This is a genomic window from bacterium, assembly GCA_026398675.1.
Classification (GTDB): domain Bacteria; phylum RBG-13-66-14; class RBG-13-66-14; order RBG-13-66-14; family RBG-13-66-14; genus RBG-13-66-14.
The window spans coordinates 1-4,899 of sequence record JAPLSK010000095.1; the positions used below are offsets into that span (position 1 = coordinate 1).

At 66.8% G+C, this 4,899-nt stretch carries 6 protein-coding genes; 1 reads left to right on the forward strand and 5 read right to left on the reverse strand.

Going from position 1 to position 4,899, the window contains the following annotated elements:
- The first annotated feature begins 185 nt into the window (after positions 1 to 185).
- Complete coding sequence (locus NTW26_02020; protein ID MCX7021049.1) at positions 186 to 869, forward strand: IS1595 family transposase; 684 nt, start codon at positions 186 to 188, stop codon at positions 867 to 869.
- A 133-nt stretch (positions 870 to 1,002) separates the two neighbouring features.
- Here NTW26_02020 and NTW26_02025 read toward each other — a convergent pair whose 3' ends face one another.
- From NTW26_02025 to NTW26_02045, 5 genes are all read right to left on the reverse strand, one after another.
- Positions 1,003 to 1,830 carry a PHP domain-containing protein gene (locus NTW26_02025; protein ID MCX7021050.1) on the reverse strand — a complete coding sequence of 276 codons (828 nt, stop codon included), beginning with the start codon at positions 1,828 to 1,830 and terminating at the stop codon, positions 1,003 to 1,005.
- Between the two features lie 2 nt (positions 1,831 to 1,832).
- Entirely contained in the window at positions 1,833 to 2,702 is an 870-nt protein-coding gene (locus tag NTW26_02030; protein MCX7021051.1) for a metallophosphoesterase, read from the reverse strand.
- A gap of 315 nt (positions 2,703 to 3,017) precedes the next feature.
- Positions 3,018 to 3,524, reverse strand: coding sequence for a hypothetical protein (locus NTW26_02035; GenBank protein ID MCX7021052.1), 507 nt, complete (start codon positions 3,522 to 3,524; stop codon positions 3,018 to 3,020).
- An 84-nt stretch (positions 3,525 to 3,608) separates the two neighbouring features.
- Positions 3,609 to 4,097 carry a hypothetical protein gene (locus NTW26_02040; GenBank protein MCX7021053.1) on the reverse strand — a complete coding sequence of 163 codons (489 nt, stop codon included), beginning with the start codon at positions 4,095 to 4,097 and terminating at the stop codon, positions 3,609 to 3,611.
- 2 nt (positions 4,098 to 4,099) lie between these two features.
- Positions 4,100 to 4,648 (reverse strand): GNAT family protein, encoded by a 549-nt coding sequence (locus NTW26_02045; GenBank protein MCX7021054.1) that lies wholly within the window; start codon positions 4,646 to 4,648, stop codon positions 4,100 to 4,102.
- Between the last annotated feature and the right edge of the window lie 251 nt (positions 4,649 to 4,899).

Consider the following 4,899-nt stretch of genomic DNA (forward strand, 5'->3'; position numbering starts at 1 on the left):
GGGATAACTTAGTGTTCCTGGACCATCCTTAGTCTCATCTACAAAGCTAGATAAAGGGCTTACGAGGATGCTATCATGTCACATGAACCGGAGGCATGGTGGCAAACAGAGAGTCCGAGGATCGGCATGTCAAATGCCCGCATTGCGGCTTCCGCAGCCACTATCGGTTGACCGACGGACGACGGATGTGCAGGCGATGTCGCAAGAAGTTCACCTACAGGCCCCTGCGCCGCGGCTTATCCGACTCGAAGCTCGAACAGATAGCCGAGCTGTTCTGGCTGGAGGTCCCCGCCGCCAGAGCCGCCAAGAAAGTTGGTGCGCACCCCAACACCGTTGCCAAGTACTACCATCGAATTAGACGGCGTATAACCGAGGAGCGCCGGCGAGAGCTTAGGAAGCTCGAAGGGCCGGTGGAGGCCGATGAGTCCTACTTCGGCGGTGTGCGCAAAGGCAAACGCGGCCGGGGCGCCGCCGGCAAGATACCGGTCTTCGGCCTGCTGAAGCGGGGCGGCGAGGTGCGGGTGATACTGCCCCGACGATGCGACGGCGAGCAGCTCATCGGCGCAATCATGGCCAACGTCGAGCTGGACTCCATCGTCTACACCGACGGGTACTCGGCCTACAACAAACTCTCCCTCAGCGGCTTCCACCACAAGCGGGTTGATCACGGCGAGACCTTCTCCGACGGACGAAGCCATATCAACGGCATCGAGAACTTTTGGGGCTACGCCAAAAGGCGGCTGAAGGTCTATCACGGCGGCTTCAAGCGCAACTTCGACCTGTTCATCAGGGAGATGGAGTTCCGCTTCAACCACCGAAACGACCCCGATATGCTACCCTATCTGAAAAGCATCCTCTTTGGTCCATGAACGTGTGTGATGCCGATTTTAATCCCCGCCGCTTTAACCCCTCACCCTAGCCCGTAGGCGCGCCTCTCCCCAGAAGGGAGAGGGGACATGCGGCGGCCCGCAGAGGGGCCGCCCTACATCCGTGCTGGTCCGCTCACCCGGCCGGCAGGTCGGCGATGACCAACGTCACCGGCTCCCGCTCCCGCCAGTAGCACACCCGCTCGTAACCGACTTCGGCCAAAAGCTCCAGGCCGCGGCGGATCTGCGCCGGGCCGAAACGCGCCAGGTCGTGCGCGTCGGACCCCACCGTCACCCGCTCCACGCCCTCCTCCCGCGCCATGACCAGCGCCTCGGGACCGGGGTAGGGCTCGCCGGGGGCCTGGCCCCAACCGGCCACGTTGAGCTCGACCCCCGTGCCGGTGTCGGCGCAGGCGCGGAAAACCGCCCGCAGTTCCTTTTCCCAGCGCCGGGCCTCGAAAGGGCCGTAGTAGAGCACCCCGTAGCGCTTGCAGATGTCGGTGTGGCCCAGGACGTCGAAGAGCCCCGAGGCGGCGGCCCGCAGGAGAATCTCGAAGTAGCTCCCGTAGGCCTCCTCCACCGGGGTTTTTTCGAAATACAGCCGGGCCTTCTCCCGGGCGCTGATGGTGGCCCCGATGTCGTCCAGGTAGTGGACGCTGCCGATGACCATGTCGTAGGGCAGCCGGTCGCACGCGGCGGCTATCTCGGTCTCCCGGCTCCGCTGGTAGGAGGACTCCACCCCCAGGCCCACGAAGGTGTCCGGGGCCAGGGGGCGGGCCTCGGCCACGGCGGCCAGGTGCCGGGCGGGGTCGTAGAAGCCGTAGGAGTAATCGCCGGGATCCAGGTCCAGGTGCTCGGCGGTGACGAGGGCGGCGTAGCAATGCCGTCGGGCCAGGCGGGCGTATTCCGCCAGCGGCACCTTGGAATCCCTCGAGAGGTCGGAGTGGAGGTGGCAGTCCAGCACGGTCAGATTTCGATGATACGGAGCGCGGCGTCGAGCGCCTTTTCCGGGTCCGGATCGCTCCAGTGGCGGGCGTAGCCCAGGCAGGAGGTCACCAGCGGCCGACCCGCCGGCGTCTCGCGGGAAAACTTCAGGTGCACGTGGCCGAAGAGTACCGCGGCCAGGCGGAGCTCCGTGTCGAAGAGCCTGCCGAAGCGCGCCGAGCCCGCGTAGGCCAGGAAAAAATCCCAGGGCAGCCGCCCCGGTGGCCGGATGACGTCGTAGGGCATGTGGTGCGAGCAGCCCACCACGGCGCGCACGTCCCACCGCGCCACCTCGGCCAGATGCTTCGAGAGGCGCCCCTCGAGGAGCCGGCAGACCTCCTCGTCGGAGAGGCGCTCCCCCTCGCCGTCGGTGAAGAGGGCGTAGACGGCGTCCCCCCAGCGCCAGCGCCGGAAGAACTTGCGCCGGTAGACGTCCATGGAAATTTCGCCGTCCCGCGCCCGGTTCCGCAGCGAGTAGTCGTACCAGCCGACGCCCCCCACGAAGCCCACGTCCCCCACCCGCAACGGTCCGCCGTCCAGGTAGCCCCATCCGTGGCGCGCGCATATCTCCGGCAGCAGGCGGTCCAGCCGGTCGTAGCTCGTCTCGCCCCGGGACTGCCAGTTGAGCGGAACCCACACGTCGTGGTTCCCGGCGACGAAGAGCTTCGGGAATGGCAGCTCGCCGATTTCAGCGAAGGATTCCTCCAAAACCTCCAGGTGCCCCGCGAGGTCGCCCAGGAGCACGAAGACGTCTGGAGAAAGGGCGCGCAGCCGGTCCCCCAGCAGCCGGGGCACCCGCCGGGCCGACTCCGAGTTGTCCGCGTGGATGTCCGATGTGAAGGCTACGCGCAACCGCCACTCCCGCCCGGGGCACGCGGTAAACCCCTTGTTAACCCAACCACCTGCCGGTCGAAGGGAAAAAAGGATTTTACCGGAGTCCTTCCCCCCGCGCAAGCCGGGCAAAGAAAGGGCGGGACCGGAGGGTCCCGCTCGTCAGGCAAACGTTCCCGGTTCTCGCCGATCCGCGCGGACACCGCCGGTCACGCCGGAACCTCTCAATCCCGCTCGTCAGGCAAACGTTCCCGGCGCTCGCCTACCTCGGTGAATACCGCTAAACACGCCGGGTCCACTCGATCCGACCCGTCCGACGAAGGGATGAGCGACGGCCTAGTTGCTCAGGGCCAGCGCGTTCATGATGCTCTTCATGGTGTCCTGGACCGCCGTCTTCTGCGCCGTGGGAACCTTGGCGTAGAGAAGAACCCCGCCGGTGCCGGTGCCGGAGACGCCGACGAAGAACACGTTGCCGCCCGATTCGTAACTGCGCAGCGCGTAGGTGACGCCCGCGGAGTTCTTGTCCACCACGATCTTCGTGCCCGAGGTCGCCGCGTTGGCCTTCTCCGCCAGCTTGTCCTTGCAGAGCGCGTCCATTTCGTTCTTGCCGAGACCCGTGGCCGCGGGCAGCGGGGTGACGGTGATAATCGCGCTGTTCGGCCCGTTTATGGTGAACTTGTTGAGGGAAATGGCTCCCTTGCTCCAATCGCTGTTGGGCAGGACGACGTCCACCGCGACGCCGCCGATGGTGGCCGAGAAGGTGACGGGCGTGCCGTCGCCGCCCGTGCCGGTGGCCAGCACCGCCAGGACAAAGCCGAGCAGGATGAGGGCTGTCTTGCGCATGACGAAACCTCCGGAGAAAAAAAGTAGGACGAGAATTGGTTAATTATAGCCGGACCCGAGGCGAATTACAAGCATATCCCGGCCTCAATCCGACGGGCGGAAATACAGCGCCGAGAGGGCCTCCACCGCCTCGGACCGCGGAGCCGTGGCGGCGAAGTCCAGCACGAAGCACCCGGCGGAGGTGAAGTAAACCCCGACCACGCGGCAGGTGTAGAAGCCGCCCTTGGGGTAGACCTCCAGCCGGAAGAGGCGCTCGCCGTCGCCTCCCGCGCGCGCGTCCACGAGCGACTCCGGCTTGAGCGAGGGGAACCGCCGCGCCAGGAGCACCGCGAGCTCCGCCTGGTCCGGGGGGACCTCGTAGTCCGGCCCCTTCTCCACCGCCCCCGAGGCGAACGGCTTCCCCGTCTCGGCGTAGGAGAGCTCCACGATGGCCAGCGCGTCGCCGTAGCCGGGGTAGAGACAGGCGACGAGGCTATCCGGCAGGATGAGGGTCACGGAGGGCGAGAGCGCCGCCTCCCCCGCCCAGGCGGGGAAAGATACCAGAAAACCCAGCGCCGCGATGCGCCACCGCACGGCTACCCCCCGAAGTATTCCTCGGCCAGGACGCTCATCAGCACAATGTCGTGCCAGCGGCCGCCGTACCCGTAGGCCCCGCGCAGCCGCCCCTCTTCCTTGAAGCCGCACTTGGCGTAGGCGCGGATGCCGCCCTCGTTGAACTCGTACACCCGCAGCCAGACCCGGTGGAGGTTCAGCTCCCCGAAGCCGTACTTGAGGGTGAGGGCGGTGGCCTCGGTGCCGTGGCCCTTCCCGCGGAGCTCGGGCGGGCCGATGAATATCCCGAACTCGGCGGAGCGGTGGACGCGGTCTATCCGGTGCAGGCCCACGTTGCCCGCCAGTCGGTCGTCGGCGACGAGGCGGACGGCGAGGACCACGTCGTCGGGGTTTTTGCCCACGGCGCGGACCCACTCCTCCTCCTGGCCCCGGGTCAGGGGCAGGCACAGGGTGAGGTTGCGGCGGGTGTCGGCGTCGTTGAGCCAGCGGGCGTAGGAAGGGGCGTCCTCGGCGCGCACCGGCGCCAGGTACACCCGCTCCCCCGCGAGGAAAACGTCCGGTTTATCGTCCATCGCCGGCCTCCGCCGGAATCTAGTCCCAGTAGGGCGGGGATTTCCCTTCGGGCGCATATACCTATCCCCGCCGCTCATTCCTAAGGCAGCCCTCACCCTGGCCCCCTCCCACAGGGAGAGGGAGATCGCGGCAGCCCTCACCCGGCCCCGGGCCTAGCAGTTTGCTATGGCGTAGGGCGGGGATTTGCCAGGGGCATAGCTCGCTTCGCTCGGTTCCTATCCCCGCCGCGTTATTTAAGGTAGCCCTCACC